The 22,852-nt window shown below is 46.1% G+C and carries 20 protein-coding genes and 1 pseudogene; 17 read left to right on the top strand and 4 right to left on the bottom strand.

Annotated elements, in window-relative coordinates:
* Window positions 1-62 precede the first annotated feature (62 nt).
* From ACFQ03_RS14020 to ACFQ03_RS13950, 15 genes are all read left to right on the top strand, one after another.
* Window positions 63-644 carry a DUF4256 domain-containing protein gene (locus ACFQ03_RS14020; RefSeq protein WP_144936252.1) on the top strand — a complete coding sequence of 194 codons (582 nt, stop codon included), beginning with the start codon at window positions 63-65 and terminating at the stop codon, window positions 642-644.
* 294 nt (window positions 645-938) lie between these two features.
* Window positions 939-1,292, top strand: a complete 354-nt coding sequence (locus ACFQ03_RS14015; RefSeq protein WP_144936250.1) for a VOC family protein — start codon at window positions 939-941, stop codon at window positions 1,290-1,292.
* A 91-nt stretch (window positions 1,293-1,383) separates the two neighbouring features.
* On the top strand, window positions 1,384-1,887 hold the full coding sequence (locus ACFQ03_RS14010; RefSeq protein ID WP_379288875.1) for an MFS transporter: 504 nt from the start codon (window positions 1,384-1,386) through the stop codon (window positions 1,885-1,887).
* A gap of 126 nt (window positions 1,888-2,013) precedes the next feature.
* The gene (locus ACFQ03_RS14005; RefSeq protein WP_379288903.1) at window positions 2,014-2,727 is read left to right on the top strand and encodes an MFS transporter; all 714 of its coding nucleotides are present in this window, start codon (window positions 2,014-2,016) and stop codon (window positions 2,725-2,727) included.
* Window positions 2,728-2,872: 145 nt separating this feature from the next.
* Window positions 2,873-3,448 carry a PadR family transcriptional regulator gene (locus tag ACFQ03_RS14000; protein WP_144936246.1) on the top strand — a complete coding sequence of 192 codons (576 nt, stop codon included), beginning with the start codon at window positions 2,873-2,875 and terminating at the stop codon, window positions 3,446-3,448.
* 48 nt (window positions 3,449-3,496) lie between these two features.
* Window positions 3,497-4,741, top strand: coding sequence for a mechanosensitive ion channel family protein (locus ACFQ03_RS13995; protein WP_379288873.1), 1,245 nt, complete (start codon window positions 3,497-3,499; stop codon window positions 4,739-4,741).
* A gap of 227 nt (window positions 4,742-4,968) precedes the next feature.
* Entirely contained in the window at window positions 4,969-5,247 is a 279-nt protein-coding gene (locus ACFQ03_RS13990) for a hypothetical protein (RefSeq protein WP_144936242.1), read from the top strand.
* Window positions 5,231-5,530: a type II toxin-antitoxin system RelE family toxin gene (locus ACFQ03_RS13985; protein WP_379288870.1), complete on the top strand. Its 300-nt coding sequence runs from the start codon at window positions 5,231-5,233 to the stop codon at window positions 5,528-5,530. Before ACFQ03_RS13990 ends, ACFQ03_RS13985 begins: the two co-directional genes overlap by 17 nt.
* A 182-nt stretch (window positions 5,531-5,712) precedes the next feature.
* Complete coding sequence (locus ACFQ03_RS13980; protein WP_379288868.1) at window positions 5,713-7,521, top strand: cache domain-containing sensor histidine kinase; 1,809 nt, start codon at window positions 5,713-5,715, stop codon at window positions 7,519-7,521.
* The gene (locus tag ACFQ03_RS13975) at window positions 7,522-8,367 is read left to right on the top strand and encodes a response regulator transcription factor (protein WP_379288866.1); all 846 of its coding nucleotides are present in this window, start codon (window positions 7,522-7,524) and stop codon (window positions 8,365-8,367) included. It abuts the gene before it with no gap.
* 824 nt (window positions 8,368-9,191) lie between these two features.
* Window positions 9,192-10,115: an ABC transporter permease gene (locus ACFQ03_RS13970; protein ID WP_379288864.1), complete on the top strand. Its 924-nt coding sequence runs from the start codon at window positions 9,192-9,194 to the stop codon at window positions 10,113-10,115.
* Window positions 10,115-10,990: a carbohydrate ABC transporter permease gene (locus tag ACFQ03_RS13965; protein ID WP_379288862.1), complete on the top strand. Its 876-nt coding sequence runs from the start codon at window positions 10,115-10,117 to the stop codon at window positions 10,988-10,990. Before ACFQ03_RS13970 ends, ACFQ03_RS13965 begins: the two co-directional genes overlap by 1 nt.
* A 59-nt stretch (window positions 10,991-11,049) precedes the next feature.
* A complete protein-coding gene (locus ACFQ03_RS13960) occupies window positions 11,050-12,702 on the top strand; it encodes a hypothetical protein (protein WP_379288860.1) in 1,653 nt (550 codons plus the stop codon).
* Between the two features lies 1 nt (window position 12,703).
* Window positions 12,704-13,624 (top strand): sugar phosphate isomerase/epimerase family protein, encoded by a 921-nt coding sequence (locus tag ACFQ03_RS13955; RefSeq protein WP_379288858.1) that lies wholly within the window; start codon window positions 12,704-12,706, stop codon window positions 13,622-13,624.
* Window positions 13,593-14,528, top strand: a complete 936-nt coding sequence (locus ACFQ03_RS13950) for a DUF6528 family protein (RefSeq protein ID WP_379288856.1) — start codon at window positions 13,593-13,595, stop codon at window positions 14,526-14,528. Before ACFQ03_RS13955 ends, ACFQ03_RS13950 begins: the two co-directional genes overlap by 32 nt.
* A 477-nt stretch (window positions 14,529-15,005) precedes the next feature.
* On the opposite strand, the gene ACFQ03_RS13945 is transcribed toward ACFQ03_RS13950, so the two are convergent.
* A complete protein-coding gene (locus tag ACFQ03_RS13945; protein WP_379288854.1) occupies window positions 15,006-15,764 on the bottom strand; it encodes a ThiF family adenylyltransferase in 759 nt (252 codons plus the stop codon).
* Complete coding sequence (locus ACFQ03_RS13940) at window positions 15,764-16,372, bottom strand: N-acyl amino acid synthase FeeM domain-containing protein (protein WP_379288852.1); 609 nt, start codon at window positions 16,370-16,372, stop codon at window positions 15,764-15,766. The genes ACFQ03_RS13945 and ACFQ03_RS13940 overlap by 1 nt, the downstream gene beginning before the upstream one ends.
* 122 nt (window positions 16,373-16,494) lie before the next feature.
* Here ACFQ03_RS13940 and ACFQ03_RS13935 point away from each other — a divergent pair, with 122 nt between their 5' ends.
* Complete coding sequence (locus ACFQ03_RS13935) at window positions 16,495-17,703, top strand: HD-GYP domain-containing protein (RefSeq protein WP_379288850.1); 1,209 nt, start codon at window positions 16,495-16,497, stop codon at window positions 17,701-17,703.
* A gap of 319 nt (window positions 17,704-18,022) precedes the next feature.
* Window positions 18,023-21,190, top strand: a complete 3,168-nt coding sequence (locus ACFQ03_RS13930; protein WP_379288848.1) for an AAA domain-containing protein — start codon at window positions 18,023-18,025, stop codon at window positions 21,188-21,190.
* A 191-nt stretch (window positions 21,191-21,381) separates the two neighbouring features.
* Here ACFQ03_RS13930 and ACFQ03_RS13925 read toward each other — a convergent pair whose 3' ends face one another.
* Both ACFQ03_RS13925 and ACFQ03_RS13920 read right to left on the bottom strand, forming a co-directional pair.
* On the bottom strand, window positions 21,382-22,458 hold the full coding sequence (locus ACFQ03_RS13925; protein WP_379288846.1) for a DUF4179 domain-containing protein: 1,077 nt from the start codon (window positions 22,456-22,458) through the stop codon (window positions 21,382-21,384).
* Window positions 22,455-22,772 (bottom strand): annotated as a pseudogene (locus ACFQ03_RS13920) (sigma-70 family RNA polymerase sigma factor); the annotation flags it as partial. The gene ACFQ03_RS13925 and the pseudogene ACFQ03_RS13920, both read right to left, overlap by 4 nt.
* Window positions 22,773-22,852 lie beyond the last annotated feature (80 nt).

Genomic DNA, 22,852 nt, shown 5'->3' with positions numbered 1-22,852 from the left:
CATGAGCAGGAAGCAGTATTTTATGTAACCATGATGCCGAAAAATTCAAGGGAGGAACTAACATGGCCAAAAGTAGTGAAACCAGCAACAAGAAGGAGCTGTCACCGGAAGAACGAGAAGGATTACTCAAAACATTGAAAGCCCGTTTCGAGAAAAACATGAACCGACATGAAGGTTTGGAATGGGCTGACGTACAAGCAAAGCTCGAAGCTTCTCCTGAAAAACTGTGGTCGCTCCATGAAATGGAGACGACCGGCGGCGAACCGGATGTTGTTGGACATGATGACAGGACGGGCGAATACATTTTCTATGATTGTTCGGCGGAAAGTCCTAAAGGCCGCAGAAGTATTTGTTACGACCGTGAAGCGTTGGAGTCGAGGAAGGAACATAAACCGAAAAATAATGCCGTTGATATGGCAGCCGATATGGGCATTGAGCTTCTAACGGAAGAACAATACCGGGAGCTTCAGAAGCTTGGAAGCTTCGATACGAAAACATCGAGCTGGGTTCAAACACCTGCCAATATTAGAAAGCTCGGCGGGGCAATCTTTTGTGATCGCCGCTACGACACGGTCTTTGTATACCACAACGGAGCAGAATCCTATTATGCTGCAAGGGGATTCCGCGGCTCGCTACGGGTCTAAACAAGAACGCCAGGATATTTTCCTTTTCTGAACAATTAGAAGATACGAATAATAAAGACGGTTTTCATCGCCAGTTTTCGGGATGAGGGCCGTTTTTTTCTTTATTAAGCAGGCACCTTTAATCCGGGAAGTCGTCCCCAACTTCAAACCGCTTAAGCTTTTGCCGGCAGAAAACAAGTATTCATCCATTGTACAAGCAGAGATTACCAGAAATATATATCAAAAAAATATGTTTACACATTATATTATTTTGATATAATAAAAACGATCAAAAGAATAAGGAGGAATTATGCTATGTTCAAGAGTGGCAATGTGACGGTGATGGTAGCGGATATGAAAAAGGCGGTACAATTTTACATCGAGACTCTGGGATTGGAGCTGCAGCACGAAGGGGATGGGCATTTTGCACAGATCGCAGCACCGGGATTGACGATCGGACTCCTGCATTTGGCCGGAGAACAAGGTTCGGAGCCGGTAAAATCGGGGAGCATGTCCATTGGGCTTGAGGTAGAAGAAATGGGGTCAGCCATCGCGACACTGAAATCCCGCGGCGTAGATTTCCATGATGCTGTGGATGGCAAAGCGGCCCAAGTCGTACACTTCAGCGATCCTGACGGCAATACTCTCTACTTGGTTTGCAATCGTTAAGCCAATGAGAGAAAAAGAGACAGCGCAAGGGAGCCTCCGCCCGGCCCCGAAAACCAACGTTAACCTGGTCGTCGCCGGACTGCTGGCGGCGATGTTTATTGGCGCGTTGGACGCGACCGTCGTCGCCACCGCCACGCCGCATATGATCACGGATTTGCATGGCGAGACCCTGTTCAGTTGGGTGTTCGCGGTTTATACGTTGACCACCTGCGTGGCGACGCCCATTTTCGGCAAGTTGGCCGATTTGTTCGGGCGCAAAGCCGTGTTCGCGGCCGGCATCGGTTTATTCGTGCTCGGTTCCATATTGTGCGGGGCGGCACAGTCGATTGCGGAACTCATTTGGTTCCGGGCTTTGCAAGGATTCGGTGCCGGGGCGTTGGCCCCCGTATGCTTTACGATTATCGGCGATTTGTTCTCGGGCAAGCAGCGCGGCAAAATGATGGGTGTCTTCTCGTCCGTCTGGTCCGTGGCAGGCCTTCTCGGTCCGCTAATCGGGGGCTATTTCGTCGATCAGGTGTCGTGGCGCTGGATATTCTACATCAACGTGCCGATCGGCGCCGCCTCCCTGCTGCTGGTCATCGTATTTTTGCATTAACCGATCGAGCGCCGGGCGAAAAAAATCGATTACCTCGGTGCTCTCATCTTTACCATTTCCTTCTCCACGCTGCTGTATGCACTGCTGAGCGGCGGGTCCGACCATTCATGGGATTCCCCGTTGATTGTGGGGCTGTTCGCGGCGTCCGCCATATTATTCATGTTGTTCCTATGGGTTGAAAAACGGGCGGAGGAGCCGATGATGCCGTTGTCGATTTTCCGCATCCGCGTATTGAACGTGATCAATTTCAGCGGTTTTCTGACGTTCAGCATCACGACGGGGCTGACGGTTTACTCGCCGATCTGGATTCAGTCCGTGCTCGGAAATTCTGCGACAAGCTCCGGCCTGCTCGTCATGCCGATGTCGCTGGCCTGGCCGCTCGCTTCCAACATCGCCGGCAGGCTCATGTACCGAATCGGGGTGAAGGCATCGATTGTATTCGGTTCTTCTCTCGTAGTGGCCGGCTCCATCTGGCTTATTGCGCTTCAGATGAACTCGCCTTACTTATACTGGATTGGCATCCTTGTTCTAATCGGGCTGGGGATGGGCTTCGTTGCGACACCCTCGACCGTTGCCGTGCAATCGGTCGTAGGCTGGGAACAACGGGGGGTCGCCAACGCTTCCAGCATGCTGTTGCGGGCGATGGGCCAAACGGTCGGCATCGCGGTGTTCGGCACGATTTACAACCAGCATGTGACAACGCTTGGCTCCAAAACGGAGCTGGTTGCCGGTATGCATGCCGTTTTTCTGCTCATATGCGGTATTGCGGTTGCGAACCTGCTCGCCGTGCAGCTACTGCCGAAACACCGCAATGTAATGGTGCAGCAGACGTCGGCGTGATAGTGGAGCGAACGATAGGCCGGGATCGGCCGCAAACGACTGGACAAAGCCGCGAAAACCGCGGCTTTTCTGTTATTTCAGGCAGCCGTATGTTATACTGTTCTTTACTTAAAAGCAGTAGGAACTTATAAGGGAGGCCTTTCGCGTGTACGAATTGTTCATACTCGGCGAATTGATGAATAACCCGATGCACGGCTATTTGCTGCATCAGATTTTGAACGGAATTGTTGGACCTACGCGAAAAGTCAGCTGGGGGGCGATTTATCCGCTTATCCACGGCATGCTTGCAGACGGGCTGATCGAGCAGGTCCCCGATGAACAACCGGAGGGTGCCAGGCAGGGAAGAGGAAAGAAGATAAAGATTTATAAACTTACAGATGAAGGCAGAATACGTTTTTTTCGGTTGATGGAAGAACCGATTCCTTATTCGCCGGATTACGAGCTGCATTTTTATACTAAATTGAAGAATTTTGGTCTGGTCAGCAAGGAATTGCAGTTTTTAATTTTACACCAATACAAGGACTACCTGCGGTATGAAATCCGCCATGAGGAAGAACGGTTGGAGTATGCGAGCAAGGATGAGCGGATTCCCGACGGGGAGCAGCGATACATTCTGATCTTCTTCCGGCATCGGTTGGAGAAGCTCCGGTTTGATGAAGAGTGGGTTTTACAGTTAATCAATAGCCACCGAGTGGAAGGAACAGGGCCTGAACGGGAGTGAAGCAGTCCATGCGTGCTATGGTGGACTTTTCTTTTTTTAGGAGGAGTTATGGAATTCATTAACAATCTACTTGTAGAGCTCGGAATCCAAGCAGATACAGCTGTTTACCTGTCTAATGCGATCATGATCGTTGGAATCAGTGCGCTAAGCATACTAGCAAATTTTATTACCAAAAAGATTGTTATAAAAGTCCTTAGTCATTACATTAACAATAACCGGTTCAAGTGGGACAATTATCTTCTGGAGCGGAAGGTCTTCCAGAAGCTCTCTCATGTGGTTCCCGCCCTTATTATTTATTACTTCTCTTTCACCTTCCCCACCTATCAACAATGGATAGAGAAGGGTGTCGTCATCTACATGATCGTGGTGATGATGCTGGTACTGGACGCTTTTCTTAATGCAATGAATGACATTTATACCACTTACGAAATTTCCAAGGTCAGACCGATCCGGGGATACATTCAGGTCGTAAAAATTATTATTTTTATCATTGGCGGAATACTGATTATCTCCAACCTGATTGGCGAGAGCCCAGTCATTCTTCTAAGCGGGATCGGCGCATTATCAGCGGTCATTATGTTGATTTTCAAAGATTCTATATTGGGCCTGGTAGCGGGAATTCAATTGACTTCCAATGATATGGTGCGCGTCGGGGATTGGATTGAGATGCCGAAGTATGGAGCGGACGGAGATGTTATCGAGATTTCCTTGGTCACGGTTAAGGTTCAGAATTGGGACAAGACGATCACGACCATTCCGACTTATGCGCTAATCTCCGATTCCTTCAAAAACTGGAGAGGCATGCAAGCCTCCGGTGGTCGGCGGATCAAACGTGCGATTCACGTGGATACGGGCAGCATTACCTTCTGCAGCCCTGAAATGATAGAGAAATTCAAGAAAATTCATTATCTTCACGACTATATCACCAAAAGAGAGATAGAAATTGAGCAGCATAACATCGAAAATGAAATAGACCGATCCAGCAAAGTGAATGGCAGGGCAATGACGAACATCGGTGTGTTTAGAGCCTATATCGAACAATATCTCGAGCATCATCCCAAAATTCATAAAGGAATGACACGCATGGTCAGGCAATTGAATCCGGGGGAAACCGGCCTGCCTTTGGAAATTTACGCATTCACGAATGATACCGCCTGGACGGTTTATGAAGGGGTTCAGTCCGATATTTTTGATCATATTCTTGCTGTTGCGCCGGAGTTTGGACTTCGAGTCTACCAGTCTCCAACCGGACATGATTTGCGGAGCGTGTTAAAGTCGGTTTCGTCCGAATAGAGGGCTTGCGAGGCCAAGAATCGAATAAGCGCAGCTTTCCATCAACTTATTTGAGAATATAGCATCTTGCTCATTGCAAACTTGTTGACAGGACGTTGATGAAGTCGCGAAAAATGATGCTTTATGCCAATGGTTACCCGTCGATTTCTCTTCTGTCTTTAGCCTGCTCTTTTTGTGGTATAATGGGAATAATGTGTCATTAGGAAAATGGAGAGGCGGTGAACGGTTTGAGTATAGACCGCGAAGAACTAAAAAGAATGATTGACCGAATCCCCGAACAAGACGCAATCGAAGTATATGATTTTATCGGATATTTGAATATGAAACGGGAAAGAGCCGTTCTGGAACAATTGGATGACGCATCACTCGCGGAGGATGCAGATCTCATTAGACAAATTGGTCAGAGTCGTGAAGATCGTGAACATGGACGGATATACGGTAAAGAAGCCGGACTTGATTATTTACGCAATAAGGTCAAAGATTTTGAACATGAACAAAACGTATAGCGTTTATTGGACGCAAACGGCTTTGGATGAGCTTAGCGGTATTCTTGCCTATCCACCAGATGTGAAGGAAAAGATTTTTCTGGACTCGTTTACCAGGTTGCTGTATACACTAACGCTCACTGCTAAACAAATTATGACAGGCGAATTGAGAGGTCTTTGGGCAAGACTGGGGCTTTATCAAGTTATTCTTGTGTTTGAAGTCGACGAAGATGAAGCAATTGTTTGGATAAATGGTATTAAACATAAGCGAGAAAATGTGTATTGGAAAAGAAAGAAGACTTAGTCCGGTAATAGTATAGTAATAAAAAAAACTATGCTTTGCTCCAACTACAGCATGCATCTGCATGCTGTTTTTTTGTGCTTGTAATGCTTGTAAGCCTTTCCATCCCCGCGGCGCTGTGCTAGAATCCCACATAGGTGAGATATGAAGCGGGCTCGGGTCTGCTTGTTTGCGGGAGGGGTCGCATGCTTGCTTTCTTAAGAAGACATTCGATACGTTGGCAGTTGATTTTTACAGGCATCGTTATTTTGCTTATGCTCATTGTTATTGTCATTTGGAGCTATTATCGCATCCTGGACATTACCTATGAACGAAATAGCGTATATACTCAAGAAATCATTACTACGATCAATCAAAATATTCTATCTAACGCGGATACCATCAACCGGATCATGCCGAATATAGCGTATAACGATACGGTGCAGCAATATTTACGGAACGAAGATCCGCTTGCCAGGTACGAGCTTTATTTGAAGCTGGAAAAATTGCTCGTGAACCTGAGATCGATGAAGCAGGGCATTCTTGAAATCGTACTGATTGGAATGAACGGCAACACGTATAACTGTATCAACTGCGAGAAGGATATTCCCTTGGAAGAGATTCCTGCGCGTACAACGGCCTATTACTTGGGCATCCACCCGCTTCCGGCCGGAGTTCCCCTCCATCTGAGATCAGCCTTTTCCGAAGATTATGTGATTTATGTCGGGGTGCCCGTTTATGATACCGCTACCGGAGCCGGAACCAAAATCGGATATGCGATTATGGTGCTGGACGTCAATGCGCTCGTACCGCATATGGACTACATGTCGCAGCGCATTACGGGAAAATTTTATGTTACAGACCGCAAGGGGATCATTTATGCGGGCAACAGTCCAACGGAAATTGGCCAACCGCTTCCTGAGACCTTAAAGATATATGAACAGGAAACTATTCCATCGACCTTTAAGCTTAATGGGGAGAACTCTGTCGTACATACGTTGGAGGTTCCCGAAATTGGCAGCAGGATCATAAGCGTTTTTCCGGTGAAGGAGCTGTTTCGTGGTCTGGAGGACGTGCAGGCTTTGATCATTGGAGTTTTTGCTCTGCTGATTGCTGTTTTGATCTTATGCTATATTTTCATCAGCCGGAACATTCTGCTCCCTCTTCGTTCTTTCCTATCCTACATCTATGGGATTCGGGCTAAAGGGCTTGAAAGCAGAAGCAACCGCATAGCAGTCAGGGGATATGCGGAATTTGACGTGATGGCCAACAAATTTAACTCGCTGCTGGACGAAATTGATGATTTGGTGGAAGAGCTGATCGAATCCCGAACTCATATTTTTGAATTGGAAATATTGAAGCAGCAGGCGGAGCTTCGCTTCCTGAAGAGTCAGATTAACCCTCATTTCTTATACAATACATTGGAAACGATGAAAGGGATTGCCCTGGCACGGGGGGTTCGGGAAATCCGCGATATGTCGGATGCGTTGAGCCGGATTTTTCGTTACAGCATCAAGGGAGAGGAGCACGTAAGGCTGCAGGAGGAAATCGATATTATTCAAGCCTACGTCCATGTTCAGCAAATCCGCTTTGAAGGACGCTTTAATGTGCAGTATGAGTTCGCTGAATCCACTTTAAATAATAAAATCATCAAGATGATCCTCCAGCCTCTGGTGGAAAATGCGATATACCATGGGATTGAGCCGAGTATGGTAACCTGTCGTCTTGTTGTAGGCAGCCGAATGGGCGATAACGGGCAGATGATCATGTGGGTGGAGGATGATGGTGTAGGCATGGAGGCCGCATTGCTCAACAGCATCAGGCAAAGCTTGCGGAATCAGGAAACGGGAGGAGAACTCCTCCCTGTTTCCCCCTCCAAGCATATTGGTATAATGAATGTGCATCGGCGACTTCGTATTGCCTATGGAGACGGGTACGGTATCTCATCCATTGATAGTTTGCCGAACGAAGGGACCAAGGTGACCCTCTGCATTCCTGTAAAGGAGAAGATTTAGATGTATAAGGCTATGTTGGTTGATGACGAGAAGTGGATTCTGGAGAGCTTGAAGGGAACGGTTGATTGGACGGAGATCGGCTTCGAAATCGTCGGGGTGGCCGCGAATGGCATTGAAGGCTATGAACGCATTACCGAGCTTCGGCCGGATGTCGCCTTTATCGATATTCGTATGCCGGGTATGAATGGGATCGAGCTAATCGGGAAGCTGAAGGCTGCCGAAGTGGCTACCAAGTTCATCATTGCCAGCGGTTATGCGGAATTCGAATATGCCAAACAGGCGATGTCTTACGGAGCTGTCGGCTATTGCTTGAAGCCCTTCAAGGAAGAAGATATTATGGAGGCTCTCCTGACCGTCAAGAATTCGATTGCTAAGGAACGGCAGGCATTGCGCCATGAACTCGAACGGCTTCGTGACCAGGGAGATATGACGCGGTCCTTGGATTCGGGTGAGATAGAACCGGCGCTCGATATGGCCCCGGGCGCAATGGATGTAGCCCTCCCCAATGCTGCGGATGCAGTGGATACGGACGGCAAAGAGACGCTTCGGCTCATCGTGCGGCATATTCATGAACACTTTCGCGACAATCTGACCATTCAGGACATTGCCAGACAATTTTACTTGCATCCGAATTATTTAAGCTCATTGTTCAAGAAGGAGCTGCAGGTGAACTTCACCAAATATTTGACCGATTTACGCATGCAGCACGCTTGCAAATTGCTTAAAACGACACAACTGGCGGTTAGCGATATCGCCATGCAGTCTGGTTACAAGGAGTACTATTACTTTGCAAAAACCTTTAAGAAATATACAGGACAGACGCCTACCGAGTTCCGCATCGACTAATGGATTAGTCGCGAGCTTGGTTTTTTTAAAAATATAAGAAAGTATAAGTTTTGAGAGCTTATTTAGTTCCTTAATTAAAACCGAACGTTTTAGCGGATAGCTCTTCTTTCAATTAAGGCGCTGCCCCAAAATCCAGTTTGCGATTTTTCAGCACCGCTAGCACCGGAATTTTTCGTTTTATATTAAACTTTTTTGGGCAACCCCGGATCGTCTACCGGATGGTGTAAAAGACAAGCAAAACTGCAGGTCTTTTTTTGGGAAAAACCGCGAAGCGCCCTATTCTAAAGCGATAATGCACGTCTTTTTGGAGAAAAGTCGCCACATACCGATTCTAGAGCAATAATGCAGGTCTTTTTTAGAGAAAGCTACGCAATGCCCTATTCTAGAGCGATAATGCACGTCTTTGGAGCGATTTTTGCGAAATGGCCCCATTTTGTGAAAAAGACCTGCACATTTGAGCGTCTTTCGCCTTTTTTTGGAAAAGGGCACGATTTTAATGTATTTTTGCTCGTCTTTTGTGATGTCTTTACCGACCCGAATGCGACGTTGGCTTTCCCTCAGGGCTCCGTTAGGAGCTTTTTTTATCACAATCAGAATTTATAAGTTATTGCGTCCTGAATAACTTCAAATTCTATTTGGCGATAAAAACATCCTTTAAACGCGGTCGCTCATCCATGAAATACTCCGTTAGGAGCTTTTTTTATCGACAAATGCATTAGAAATTTCCATACTTTACGTGAGATAAATCCATAGGTACTTTACCAAGGCTCCCTTACAATAATGCTGAAAGCGCTTAAAACAAAAACGAAATGAGGGGATACGGATTGGGTCATAGCAAGAGCCTGTTAAGGCGGATGTTCGAATATAAATATTTCTACATTCTTGTCGCTCCGCTGCTTGCCTATTACATCGTCTTCGAGTATGTACCGCTCTACGGCCTGATGCTTGCGTTTAAGGAGTTTAATTTTTCCAAAGGGATTTGGGGGAGTGAGTGGGTCGGCTTAGCAAACTTTCGGGAAATTTTCTATCTGAACGATTTTTGGATTGCTTTTCGGAATACGGTCATTATAGCGTTCGGCCGACTGCTGTTTGAATTCCCCGTGCCGATCGTTGTGGCGATTTTGCTCAATGAAGTTCGCACCGCCCGGTTGAAGAAGTTCTATCAAGTCGTTTATACGTTTCCTCATTTTCTATCGTGGGTCATTATCAGCGGAATTCTGATTAACTTCCTGGGGACCTTCGGGGTATTGAACCAGCTTCTCGACATATTTGGATTCCAAAAAGTCAACCTGCTCGTCGACCCGAGTTCATTCCGGGCTCTTATCTTCAGCAGCAGCTTGTGGAGAGATATGGGCTGGGGAACGATCATTTACCTCGCGGCCATTGCGGGGATTAACCCCTCCTTATATGAAGCGGCCAGCATAGACGGGGCGAATCGTCTGCAGCGGATGTGGCACATTACTTGGCCGGGATTGAAGAGCACGGTCGCCATCCTGTTCATTCTCAATGTCGGTGCGATGATGAGCTCGGGGGGAGGCGGATTTGATCAGATTTTCAACCTGTATAATCCCGCGGTTTACGAGAAGGCGGACATTCTGGATACCTATATATACAGAAGAACTTTTTCTGTGGGAGAAAGCTTCGGCACGTCAACCGCCGTCGGCTTGTTCAAATCGATTATTAATTTTGTCTTGTTATATACGGCGAATAAAGCAGCCAAACGTCTCGGACAGGAAGGATTATTCTGATGAATCGGAAGAATACATGGACGGATTACGCTATTCACGTATGGTTAATGCTGTTGGCTTTGATTACGATCTTGCCGTTCTACAACGTGCTGATTACTTCTTTTGCAGACCCGGCCGCGGTGGTCAAGCAGCAATTCTATCTGATCCCGACCAGCTTTAATCTGAGCTCCTACGAGATATTGTTGAAAGGAAGCTATATCGGCAGAGCATTGACAAATTCGCTGATCGTCACTTTGGTAGGGGTAACCGTCAACATGCTGGTAACGACTTGCGGCGCTTACGCCTTGTCGAAGAAAGGCATGCCGGGCCGAAATGTAATGATGTCCGGGGTTATTTTCGCCATGCTGTTCAGCGGCGGCTTGATTCCATTTTACTTGACGATCAAGAACTTGAAGCTCATTAACAGTTATGGCGCCATGATCCTGCCGGTGGCGGTAAGTACCTTTTTTCTGATCGTCATGATCAATCAGTTCCGCTCCATTCCTTCGGAGCTGGAAGAATCGGCGAAGATGGACGGCGCCAACGATATCTTTATTCTGTTTCGTATCGTTATTCCCATATCGAAGCCGACGATTGCAGCGATTACACTCTTCTATGCCGTCGCCCGCTGGAACGAATGGTATTACGCGATGCTATTCATGACGGATACGAAGATGTATCCCATGCAATTGTTCCTGCGAAATATGCTGATGGACGTTACCAAAATGGCCAGGGACGATATGGGCGCATCTATGGTGGCCCAGCTTAGCGAAACCTACCCGGACGGCCTGAAGATGGCCAGCGTCATCATAACGATGGCACCGATCATGCTGGTATATCCATTCCTGCAAAAGTACTTTGCGGCAGGGGTTACCTTGGGTGCCGTGAAGGAATGACCCGCAGTTTTGAGACGGATGTCTTAAAATAGACAAAGAATGTACAAGGGAGGACTATCGTGAACAAGAGCAAAAGAACGATTTTGTTAATGACGGCATTGGCTATTCTGCTTGCGATTATGGTTGGCTGCTCGAAGGATTCAAATTCGACGAATGGAAATGGGGGGAATTCCGGGGGGAGCGAGCAAACCGGCGGCACGGACGCCAATCCATTCGCCGAACACATAGACATTTCCGTATCCACGTTCAATATTGGCAAGGCGTTTCCGGATCGGAATTCGGACGAATATTTAAAGTGGATGGAAGAGAAGTTTAACGTGACGTTCGTAGACAAAGTGATCAGTTATTCCGATTATGTGGAGAAATATCAATTATGGAGCGCTTCCGGCGAATTACCGGACGTCTTCAGCCACGACATCATTAATTCCGACACCTACTACTCATGGATCAAGCAAGGAATCATTCGAGAATTGCCGGATGATTTGAGCGCGTTTCCCAATGTACAAAGAGTAATGAATCTGGATGAGACCCAAGCGCTTAAAGTGGATGATAAATTTTACATGATCCCGCGTCAGACCTACCAGGAATATGATCAATGGGCCGTGGAAAGATCGTTGGTGGTAAGAAAAGATTGGATGGAAAATCTGGGGCTGGAGGTCCCGGTCACGTATGAAGATTATTTAAAAATGCTCAGAGCCTTTGCCAAGGAGGACCCGGACGGCAACCAGAAAGACGATACGGTCGGTCTGACGTTCCGCTCCAACGCGATGCTGCTTCCGATCGCTACAGGGACCTTTGCCAATCTGAGCAATAGCTCCTGGGTCAAGGAGGACGGCAAGTATATCCCTTACTATGCTTCCGAGAGGATGTATGACGTCGTTCAGCAAATGCGCGAGCTCTTCACAGAAGGAGCCATCGACCCGGACTTTGCCATTATGCAGACGAACGACGGCATTGATAAGTTCGGGCAAGGCAAGGTCGGCGCCATCTCCATTCAAGCCACGCCGAATGCATTGAAAAATCTTAATAATTCATGGGATAAATATAACAAAGATGTCAAATTCGAAGATGTCATCGCCATTATTCCTGAATCCTGGGTAAGCCCCGATGGGAAGCGCTATCGCTATCAAGCTATCACCTTCTGGTCGGAAAGCTATTTCAGCTCCCAGGTAGACGACAAGAAGATGGAGCGGATTCTTCACATATATGACTATTTGCTGTCGGACGAATTTATGACCGACCGGTTTTACGGGATGGAAGGAAAAGATTACACGAAGCAAGGCGATAACTATAGCATCACTCGGGACAAGAATGAAGAGGGGGAATTTGTAAGCATAGGTTCACTCTATCCTTCATTTAATATGTTTGGGAGTCTTGCGGCCTGGTACCAGTGGATGGAGTTTACCGAAAGCGAAGCGGTGGATATTGCCTATGGAGCGGAGTTAGCCAGGATGTCCCGTGAGGAATTGAAGCATCGTATTGAAAAGTATAAACCGGTTCCGACCAATTTCAAAGTGGAGTTGCTGCATACGCCGGCTAAAGCGAAGCTGAGCGCGATTAACGTGGCGGAAGATATAATACGGATTATGCTGGCCAAGGAAGATCCGGTGGCCATGTGGAAGGAGACGGTTAAAGGGTACGATAATAAAGGACTGCAGAAAGCGATCGAAGAAGTCAATGAAGCGGTGCAAGCTCAAGGGTTGGATAACTGATATGAACAAATCTGAAGACATTCAAACGGGGATAGGGCGGACGGCATGCGCCCCGCCTGCTCCCGCTGCTTGGAAGCCCGGCACCTCCATCCAGCTTGGGGCAGGCGCTGAGCCGAATATGAAGCTGGAGGATTTACGGGACAACGGCGTGGGCTGCATTGAGCTGGCCTGGCCCAATGATGTATTCGATATGCTGGAGCCGGACAACCGGAATCGGTGTGAGGAGCTTGTGCGGCAAGCCAGGGAACTGGGCATTCATGTCTGGTCCCTGCATCTGCCCTATGGTACAGAGTGGGATGTCTCGGCGGTGGATGAACGACACAGGGAAGCGGCAATCGCCCGGCATCTGCAGTTGATGCACTTGGCGGCTGCATGGAAGATCGGCACGGTCATCCTGCATCCAAGCTGGGAGCCGATACCCGCTGCCGAAAGAAACGAGCGTCTGCAGGCTTGTCGAAGGTCATTGGCCCGTATGGCGGCCGAGGCTGAGCGGCTCAGCTTGCGGGTCGCGGTGGAATGCTTGCCGCGAACCTGTCTTGGCAATACGAGCGCAGAAATGAGGGAGCTTCTTGCAGCGGACGAACGGTTAGGAGTATGCTGCGACGTGAACCACCTGCTGCAGGAGGAACCGGAAGAATTTGTAAGAAAGCTGAGCTCACGCATCATTACGGTCCATATGTCGGATAATGATGGCTTGGACGAGAAGCATTGGTATCCGGGGGAAGGGGTCATTCGTTGGAATGACGTGATTTCCGCTCTGCTTGAATGCGGGTATCATGGCCCGTTCATGTTCGAAGTACGACCGGTTAGTCCTGACCGGCTTGGACAATGCTGGAGCCGTTTGATGAGTGATTATAGTAAAATAGGATTGAAAATAGCGGGAGGAGAAGATGAAGATGCCGCACCTATCGAAAAATGTTGACGTCAGCAGCAGTTATGTTGCTGTGACGGATCAAGTTTCGCACCGGATCATGGTTCTGAAGGCAGACGAATGGGCAAAGGGCCGGGAAGCCTCCGTTGTGTGGACTTGGTTTGCATCCGCCTCTAACGGATTTAAGGGACTCGAAGCTTCCTGGGGACTTCCTACCGATGCCAAAATCAGGTGGAATGAACGGCTTGGCGGCGGATATTGGATGGTCGTTACGGATTCCAGAGGATTGGCTGCGATCGTTCCCTACCCGCAAGGCGACAGCAGACAATGGGGATGGAATGTCGGAGGCAATCCCCACTCTGCCGAATTATTGCCGAACGGAAACATTGCCGTAGCAGCAAGTACGGGCGGTTGGGTGCGCATTTACACATCATCCCAGGGACCGGACTGTGGCGATTATGTGGAGTACCCGTTCCCCGGGGCTCACGGAGTCCAGTGGGATCCCGAGCGTCAGGTGCTCTGGGCTCTTGGCGATGATGATCTGGTTGCGCTAGAGATTACAGGGTCCGATGCGGCCCCGGTAGTTCGGGAAGTGCATAAGGTTGCCCTCCCGACGCGGTATGGTCATGACCTTCAACCGGTATACGGGAATACGGATCGACTCTGGGTCAGTACGGGGAGCCATGTGTATCAATATATCAAGTCCTTGAATGACTTCGATGAAAGCTATTCTAATAGCGATATGATTAGCCGGGCAAACGTTAAAAGTGTCGGGAATTTGCCTTCGGGTCAAGTCGTATCCGCGGTCCCGGATCAGGTGATCCGACCGGAGTCCGGAAGCAGCTCCAACGATTGGTGCACGGCCCGTATTGATTTCGTTAACCCCTCCATGACCGGCATTCTTCCCGGAGCGGGGATTTATATAGCGCGGGTTTGGAATCCCGATTACAATTAATGTAAACGAATCGAGACAGGGTATAACAATGCAAACAAGTGATTGATTATTATGATCTGATGAGGAGCGATGTTTGATGAGTTCATCCAAACCATCTGATCCCAGACAGACATCGAAAGTGAAATAATTACTTCATTAAAAAGGCTCACGGGAATTATCCCTAGACAATACAGACAAAAAGAGGTTGTCTCATAAGTCGATCTATGATTTTTCAAGCCCCACCTTGAGTTAAATTTAGCTGCTAAAAAAGGACCCCGTTCCCACTCACAGTGGGATTTGAGGTCCTTTTTGCTTTGTTTTTGGGATGTTCCTGTTTTATGTGAACGCTTTTGGAACAGCCCCCTTAAGTTATGCATTCTATTATTTCCGAAAAAGGGCGGTTAAGGTGCAGTTTTGCCTCTTAAAGATCCCCAAATATTGCAGGGCTCAATTGGATTGCATTTGTACACCTCAACCCGCAATTATGCGCAGCGTTCCTCAGTCTTCAAATTGAAGCTGGAATCTTTCCGGAACGATCTGGGGCTGCTTTCTTCCCAGCAAATGCAGAACAAGCTTGGAGACCAGCACGCCTGGCCCGAGGGCTTGTCCAACGCTGATCGTAGGAATAGTCTGCTCGCTTAGCCATCCTGCCACTAGCTCGGGAGTCGCATATTGGGGGAGCTGCTCGCTGTAGGAAGCCGCAGGAAAGGTCAGTTCCTTGGCTTGCTCGGGAGTAATGTCCTCCGGGATGCCGATGTATTGCTCCAGACTCAGGCCGTCGGGGGCGAAGGTCAATACGGAGGTCCCGAATCCAAGGGCTACCGCCGTAGTCACGAACAGCCCGTTTGCCCGCGCCGCTCTGTGCAGAATTAAAGAGTCGGAGAAGGCAAAATAATCGATGGCATCAATGACATAATCGGCCCCGGCGAGAAACTCCTGTACATTGCCGCTGTGCACACCTTCCGGAAAGGCGTCGATTTGCAAGTCCGGATTGATCGTAAGCAGATGCCGGCTTAGCGCTTCTACCTTCGGCTGACCAACGGTCAAATGAGTGGCGGCGCACTGCCTGTTTATATTTGATACATCGAAATGATCAGGGTCAGCCAGCATTAGCCGGCCGATCCCCATGCGGGCCAGCAGCTCCGCGGAGAAGCCTCCGATGCAGCCGCACCCGGCTATGGCAATAGAGGAGCGCTGGAGCTTGTCCATATCGGCTTCAGACATGATTCCCAGATTACGAATAAACTGTTCCTTCATTATAAGCTCACCCTTTCAGAGGCATTATTTAGCGGTGACATAAAAAATTCATAGAGAGAAGGTCGATGCTGCTGGAGGCTTGCGAGGAATTCGGACAATTGCAGAGCGCAGGGAATTGTCACGGAGCCAAGGTATACTTGCGGCTCGCCGACGACTTTTAATGGAAATTTTATCATCCGGGTCATATACTTGTACACCCTTTCGTCAATGCAGCAAATCCAATGGGTCAGCCCCGTATCCAAAGAGTACTGCAGGACGGTTTTGATCAAGCCCGCACCTACTTCATGCTGCGGCATTTTCGTAAACGCGCTTACCTCTGCAAATCGGGTTCGATCCAGCTGATTTAACTTCGCCATTTCGAGATCGTAAATACGGAAATGCTTTATGGTAGGCAGCTCCTCCAGTCTGTCTTTAATGAGACGCGTGACCCCCACAATCACACCGTCTTCCGTTTGCGCAGCAAAATAAGTGGAGAGCTGCTCGTAAGGGTCGGTTTCATCCTTCTTGAAAAAACCGATTTCCTCATACCTGTCATGATGGAGACGAATGGCCTGTTCCCGCACCATCCCTTTGGCTACGCCATACTGATACCGTGTTGTGTCCTTCATTTTTCAACACACTCCTTATATTTTTTTGAGTGATTTGCACTCCACTCGAGTATAGTTCAAGTTGGAAAATCATGTTACAATAAGCTATACGACGCTATGAAAAACAGGGATGGTACGTACATATGCTGCCAACAACGGACAAAATGATCATGCTTGGCAATTACTATAAGATCCACAATGAGCAGGTAAGCACCAAAATATTGAATGCTACCTTCTTCTATTTATTGCTGAGCATTGTTTGGAATTCCGCATTTCTTCTTTTTAGGCTTCCGTTTTCACGGGCCAACCTTCTTTTGCTGCTATCGTGTCTAGGGGCCTGGTTCATTGTGGTAGGGGGCAAACGACTCTTACGTTTGTCTGCCAATATCTCTATGCATCTGGTTTTGCTATTTATGATCTTAGTTGTCTGTTGTCTATACTTCGGCTCCGGATATAGGGAAGCGTGGGGATTTTTCTTTCTGATTCCGCTGATTTCCGGTTTTTACGGAGACCGGTTCGTGCTTATCCTTTACTCTCTGCTCGGGCTCTTGATGATGATATTCGTGGGGCACCAATACCCGATTGTTTCCGGCATTTTTGACTCTATTGATTTGTCCAACCGCATTCTGCTGTATCTTATTATCGCTACCTTCAGCCATCTGCTGCTTAAACAGCTGAATCAATTGTATGAGGCGCAGGTTACTACCATTATGGATTCGGCGGACGCCTCTATTAGGCAAGTGGTCAAGACGTTTATCATTGCAGTGGAGGCCAAGGATGCGTATACATTTGGACATAGCGAGCGCGTCAGCAAGTATGCCATTGAATTGGCCCGCAACCTTCCCGAGTACTGGGATAAGAAGAAATTGCAGTGCTTGTATTTGTCAGGACTGCTTCACGATATCGGTAAAATCAACATTCCGGAGCAAGTATTAACTAAATCAGGAGCTTTAACGAAGGAAGAGTACGATTTGATTAAATCTCATCCTGTAGTTGGGGGGAGAATGGTTGAAAAGCTGCCCATGCTGGGCTCGCTCAAACCCGGAGTTCTATATCATCATGAAAAATGGGATGGGACCGGTTATCCTACCGGCATCAAGGGCGAAGAGATCCCGCTGGATGCCCGTATTTTAGCTATTGCCGATGTCTTTGACGCGGTCACCTCCAGACGCTCTTATCGAGAAGCAATCTCTCCTGAGGAGGCCTTCAAGATTATTGAGCAAGGCAGCGGCACCCATTTTGACCCTTACTTGGTTGATAAATTGAGAGAAATTAAAGCTAAATGGATTGAGGTATATAATGAAGCTAGTAATGAAATCAAGGAGTTCGAGCAGTTGACTGAATTTTTATGACTTGGTCGAGAATACCAACCCCCGTCATTAGATTTTAAGATGAAACCAACGAAACAAGAAGAGTGGTACCACGAAGGAAAACCTATCGCCTCTTTACAGGCAATAGGTTTTTTTACCACATTAGAAAGTTTAAGTTCATTAAAGCATTAATATGGAACAACTTTCTAATTGGCATAAAAAGTTACCTTTAAAACCGGGTTATTCGTCTTCGAAGAGGCTCCGTTAGGAGCTTTTTTTATTCCCTAATTATTAAAATAGGTAAACGGAATAGGCCAATGGTATAATATTACATAAGTAAATGTTGAAGGGAATGCTACCATTGAATTTGCAGTTCGTTAATAAAATCGAAGCATGGCACAAGGTTGAATTTCTAACACCTTTCCAGTTCCAGTGGGATAAGGATGAAGATTATCTGATAATGGAAGAGAGACATATTCCATGGATGGACCATGAAAAATATCGTCTCCAAGAGACGGAAGAGGATACATTTCGTTTTACCGTATACTTAGGGGTTATGGACACTGAAGTCGTTATGCAATCGGTACGTAAATTTTTGCATGATGAAGAACAAGTCCTGGAGGATATAAATTATAAGACAAATACAGCCATTGCAGAGATTTCATTAGATTTTAACGGGAAATACGTAGCTGGAAGTTTTAAGTTATCGACGTTGCCTTTTGCACTTGGCAAGATGAAAAAAGGGGATTTTTATAAGGATTGGTACCATGAGTTTAATAAACTTCACGTACAGTTAAGTGAGATGGTTGAAAGAGAACTTCAACATACAGTCACTTTGGACAGAATGAAATTTATTCAGCAAGAAATTAGTGATTTTGTCAGATGGTCATCAGACTATTCTTATTTTATTGCAAAATGCAGGAAAGTTCCAAAACCTAAGCAGGAAGACAAAGAACAAAGTTCTTTAAATAGAGAGCCGGGGATTTTAAACAGTTTCTATATTAAAGATCTTGAGTTGGTGCGAAATAGTCTTAAATCGGAAGGAGTAAAGAGCGGCGGGCTGGTCCAGTTTTTAAGCGGTGAAGAGATTCCTCAAGAAAATCGGCAAGACATTCATCGTAATAAGGAAAAACTCTTCGAGATCCTTTCCCCTGAAAACATCCCACTAGGAAAATGGCCGGGAAATCCGGAACATTCTCTCAACTTAATGCAGCAGGCTGCAGTAAACCAGATATTTAAACAATTACAAGACTCAACTGGAATATTCTCCGTTAATGGTCCGCCGGGGACCGGAAAAACAACGCTGTTAAGGGATGTCATCGCCGAAATCATGGTTCAACGGGCTGAGCGCTTAGTAGCCTATGATGATCCGAAAAAGGCCTTTTCCTTCATCAAAGAAGCGGACGGTTCTATCAAGAAAGTGCAAAATTCTTATGTAAATACACTTTCTCCCGAATTATGCGGGTTTGGCATAGTTGTGGCGTCTTCGAATAACGGAGCCGTAGAAAATATATCAAAAGAGCTGCCCGATATTAAAGCGTTACATGAATCATTTTTAGAGGTTGAAGGGGCAGATTATTTCAGGGATATTGCCGAAAGAATGCACGGAGCCCATTCATGGGGGCTTATCTCTGCCGTTCTTGGCAATAGCGGTAATCGGTTTACTTTCAATACAAAATTCCTTGACCGGGGCAAAGATAAGGGTAAGCCGGGAAAATCCTATTTTCAAATTCATGATGAATGTAAGGCCATACCAGATCACGTACATATAGAGAAATGGAACAAAGCTAGAGAATTATTTAAACAAGCCCTAAAAAATGTTCAAGATTTAAAGAAGGAAGCGGTAGAGTTATATGAACTCTGCAATAGAAGTAATAAAGTCGAAGCGGAGATAAAGCATAGGCAGGATGAAATACAGTCCCTTACTTTGAAAATGGAAGAACTGAAAGAAAAGCATCAGCGATTAAACAGAGAATGTAGTGAACTGGATGAGAAAATTTACGATTTGAAGGAAGCGCTAGATTATCATAATAGGCAAAAAATTGGTTTTTTTGTCAAGTTATTTAGACGTAAACCCTATAAAGATCATTTGGCACGGGCAAATTTATTAAATAAAGATATATCTGAACAAATTCATTTAATTAGCCAAAAGAAATCTGATCTAAAAGCCGTAGAAGACAAACTTGCGCCAATATCTGATAAATCTATCAAGTTAAATGAAGAGCTTGCTCAACTAAGGGAAGAATTTGCGTCCATTGAATCGAGGATCAAGAACTCATTGCAGGAAAAACCGCGCTGTGTGGTTAGCTTGATGGATTTAATTCATGGCGATAATGATGAGATGCAAAAATCTTCTCCATGGATTACGCAAGAGTTTTCTGCAGCAAGAAGCAAATTGTTTTTAGCGGCTATGCATGTTCATGAATGCTTCGTCCGTGCATCGGTTTCGAAAATTATTGGCAATGTAATCCTTTTTAGCAAACTAAATTCACTTGATACTTTTGCGGAGAAAGAGGTTTTCAAACCTATATGGGATGTTATCAGCTTGATCATCCCTGTCGTTTCCACTTCATTTGCTTCCGTTGCCAGCATGTTTAGAGGTATTGGAAGTGAAAGTTTAGGATGGCTTATAGTCGATGAAGCAGGACAAGCGGTGCCCCAAGCTGCTGTTGGTGCCGTATGGAGAGCCCAAAGAACAGTGGTGGTTGGAGATCCAATACAAATTGAACCGGTAGTCACCTTACCGAAATCTGTCTTTAATGACATTAGGAAATATTATGAAATTACTCCGCACTATTTGTCCGAGAAAAGCTCTGTTCAGACACTTATGGACCTAGCTAATAAATACGGTACATTTCTTCAAAGTCGGTGGATAGGGTCGCCATTATGGGTGCATCGAAGATGTATCAACCCTATGTTTAAGATCTGTAACGAAATTGCATATGATGGCAACATGGTACTCGCTACGGAGAATCCCGAGGATAAACAAGCACCTCTTAAGGCAGAGGAACAGAGTCTGGTAAAGTTTCTAAAGCATATGGGTCCGAGTTCATGGTATCAAGTTCAGGGAGAGACGGATGTCAGACAATATGTTCCGGCCCAGGGCAAACTGGTTGCTGAACTGGTTAAGAAAGCATTTCAATACTTTAACGGACAAGTTCCGAGCTTGTTTATTATTACACCATTTACGGCTGTCAAAGAAGAACTCAAGTCTTTATTGAAAAATAGGTATGAAGAGTTAACTTCCTCTAAGATTAATAAAAAGCAGTTTCATAGATGGGTTAATGAATCGGTAGGAACCGTTCATACTTTCCAAGGTAAAGAAGCATCCGTTGTCATTTTTTGTTTAGGAGTTGATCATAAAAATCTGGGCCCGGCTTCATGGGCCACTAACGAACCTAATCTTATTAATGTTGCCGTTTCCAGAGCGAAATATCGCTTCTATGTCGTAGGAGATATAAATATCTGGGGGCCTTTGGAATATATGAAGATTGTTAGGCGCGAGTTAGCTTGCGAACAACCCGGGTAGAAAGGTATGGTCTAATAGATGCGTACAAGGTCTTCTGGTCGAATGCATCAAGGGGAAGACAGACAAAAGAAGCATAGATTTAAAGCAACTAAGGATTTAGTGGATAGCTGTCGAAGAATCAAAAGAATCATAGGCGAGTGTTTATGCAAATGTAAAAGGGACCGAAAGAGGGGGCTTCGGTCCCTATTTTCTTATTCAGCTTCTCTTGGTTTAAAGTATGACAGCAGCTCTAACATTAATGGTTTCGTTACGTTCCCTTGGGTCTGAATTTCGTAATACATACCGTCCTTATGGCCGCGCCATAGTTTATCTGAATAGTAACTCCATTCGATTTCTCCTATAATAAAGGTTTCTTTTGGTTGAGGAGGGGCATAATCGAGATCCGGTTCCCTTATTACCGCCTTTCCATTATCAACAAGTGTACTCTTCATTTTGGAAGAGAAAGCAGATTGGGGAAAATTCTCGACATCCCCTTCTTTGTATTGGTAGATAAATAGCACCCCCTGAGTTGAGAAAGAACTACCGTTCTCATGAATATCCGCCTCAGGCAAGCTGTAATAGATAGTTGCCCCCCGATCAGGATCAAATTTAACCAAATTTGCTTCCAAGCGTTCCTCTAAGCCAATGAATTCAGCAAATTCCGGAGCACGTTCCCTTATATTGTCGAGGGCGATTCCTACTTCTGTCGGATCATTTTTGGCATGGTTAATCTGGGAATGATCCGGTTGTACAACTGCCTCTTGTCTTTCTAAGACAATATATGCGCTAAGGAAATTTATTTGGCCTAGAGAAACTTTAACGGCTATTTTTTCACTTTCGTTTACCTTATCTATCTTATATAGAGGAGTGGAGGGTGCAAATTCGTTAGAGTCCCCATCCTGGACCAATTGCCAGTTTCCTGCCCGGAGAACCTCTCCGATTTGTTTGCCAAGTTCGGGTTCCTTTATTTGCTCCCCATTTGCTCTATAATAATGTCCGTCATAGACGACGTATTTGTTATGTTCCTGAGCTTGACTAGCCATGAAATTTGCTGCCCATACAGGTGCGGAAAGAATTCCTCCTATACCTAACGATACTATGAGGCAGCAAGCGACCGCTGCTTGACGCAGTCGTCTACGGCGTTTTAAGGAAATTAAAGTCGCACACTCTCTCCGCTCAGGTAAATTACGCAAAATCGCCTCAATTCCGATACGAACTGATTCCGGTACGGGTTCATATTCTTTCTTAAGATCATGTTTCAACTTTTTATCCAACATGTTTTCGATCATAAATCTTCCTCCTTCTGAACTTTTTTAAGCAGGTCCGCTAGTTGGTTTCTACCCCTATACAGCCTCGATTTCACTGTTCCTTCAGGTATTTCCAGTAATTCAGCAATTTGCTTTAGAGGTAAATCCTCCATATAAAACAGAATGACCGTTGTTTTTAGGTCTGGCTCCAATTCTTGTAGTGCCTCTTTCACATTCTCGAATGATGGTGTTGAAAATTCTGAAGAGCGAACCTTTTCCCCAATCTTATCCATAGGAGTAACTCTTTTTTTGTAAGTCAGGATTCGGTTGCACTCATTAATAAGAATACGGATGAGCCAGGTTTTAAAAAATTATAATGGACTAAGAAAATTAGACAGCAAAAAAGGAGTTTCTTAGTTGTATGGCAACGATGAGG

Source organism: Paenibacillus residui, assembly GCF_042677205.1.
Taxonomy (GTDB): Bacteria; Bacillota; Bacilli; order Paenibacillales; family NBRC-103111; genus Paenibacillus_L; species Paenibacillus_L residui.
The sequence above is the reverse complement of the archived record's forward strand: the minus strand, read 5'-3'. Positions and strand labels throughout refer to the sequence as shown.